The following is a 1,243-nucleotide window of genomic DNA, read 5'->3' on the forward strand; positions in this document are numbered from 1 at the left end:
TGATCTGCTCCAGCCAGACTGGACACTTCATTAAGCGACATTTTTATTTTCAAAGTTAACTGGACTTAGATACCCAAGAGCACTGTGCCTTCTTGTCCGATTATAATCAACCTCGATGTATTCAAAGAGCGTTTGACGCATCTCGTCTCGCGTCATGATCGGCTCATATTGGATCGCTTCAACCTTCATTGAATGGAAGAAGCTCTCAACACAAGCATTATCCCAGCAGTTTCCTTTCCTACTCATACTTTGCTTTAGATTATAAGCGGTTATGATGTCTCGATAATCTTTTGAGCAGTACTGACTACCTCGGTCACTATGAACGATCACCTGCTCAGGGAACCCACGACGGAACAAGGCCATTGATAATGCATCGCAGACCAGTGTTGCGGTCATTCTGGTATCCATAGACCAGCCGACTACTTGCCTTGAATAAAGGTCAATAATTACCGCCAAATACAGCCAGCCTTCACTTGTCGCAACATAGGTGATGTCTCCCGCCCACTTTTGATTCGGAGCCTCCGCGTTAAAATCCTGAGCTAGCAGGTTCGGAGCAACTGGCATTTTATGTTTGCTATCCGTAGTGCACCTAAACTTACGTGCCGCTTTCGGCGTTAAATCCTGACGCTTCATACTAGCGGCAATGGTTTTAACATTACGGCTATCACCGTTCTCTGCCAGCTCTTTCTGGATACGCCTTGAACCATCACGGCCTTTGCTGTTGTCAAAAGCCTTTTTGACCTTCGTATCAAGCTCTTGGCGAGTTACCTCGCGCTGAGTGGCCTTGTGGCGATGCTTAATCCAGTAATAAAACCCACTTCGTGAAACCCCGAACACCTTAGCCATGCGGACAGCACTGAAGCACAGCAGGTGTTCGAGCATAAATTCGTAGCTATCTACTTTAGATTTTTCGCGAAGTAGGTGGCGGCCTTTTTTACGATATCTAGCTCTTCAGCTTGCTCGGCCAATTGCCTTTTGAGCTTTGCGACTTCAGCGGCTAGATCTTTTTCCCGCTGACTGGTGCTAGTATCTTTCTTGGCTGCTTTACGCCAACCGTAGATCTGGGATTCGTGTAACGAGAGATGCTGCGCTGCCGTAGCTACTCCCAGCTTTTCTGCTAGCTTCAGTGCTTCTGCTTTAAATTCAGCAGAATGGAGAATACGTTTTTTCTTGTTTGTCATGGTTCACCTCATTAGTGATTGTACTCACTTAATTAGGTGTCCAAAACTGGTGGTGCGGATCA

General features: G+C 46.4%; 1 protein-coding gene. It reads right to left on the reverse strand.

The window, feature by feature from the left end; translation table 11 throughout:
• Positions 1-30: 30 nt before the first annotated feature.
• Positions 31-1,181 (reverse strand): IS3 family transposase gene (locus PL85_RS18330; protein WP_095661212.1). Its coding sequence is split into 2 segments (ribosomal slippage): positions 31-938 and positions 938-1,181, totalling 1,152 coding nucleotides; the frame shifts between segments, so codons are not numbered across the junction.
• Positions 1,182-1,243 lie beyond the last annotated feature (62 nt).

It is taken from the genome of Vibrio anguillarum (assembly GCF_001989995.2).
GTDB classification, from domain to species: domain Bacteria; phylum Pseudomonadota; class Gammaproteobacteria; order Enterobacterales; family Vibrionaceae; genus Vibrio; species Vibrio anguillarum.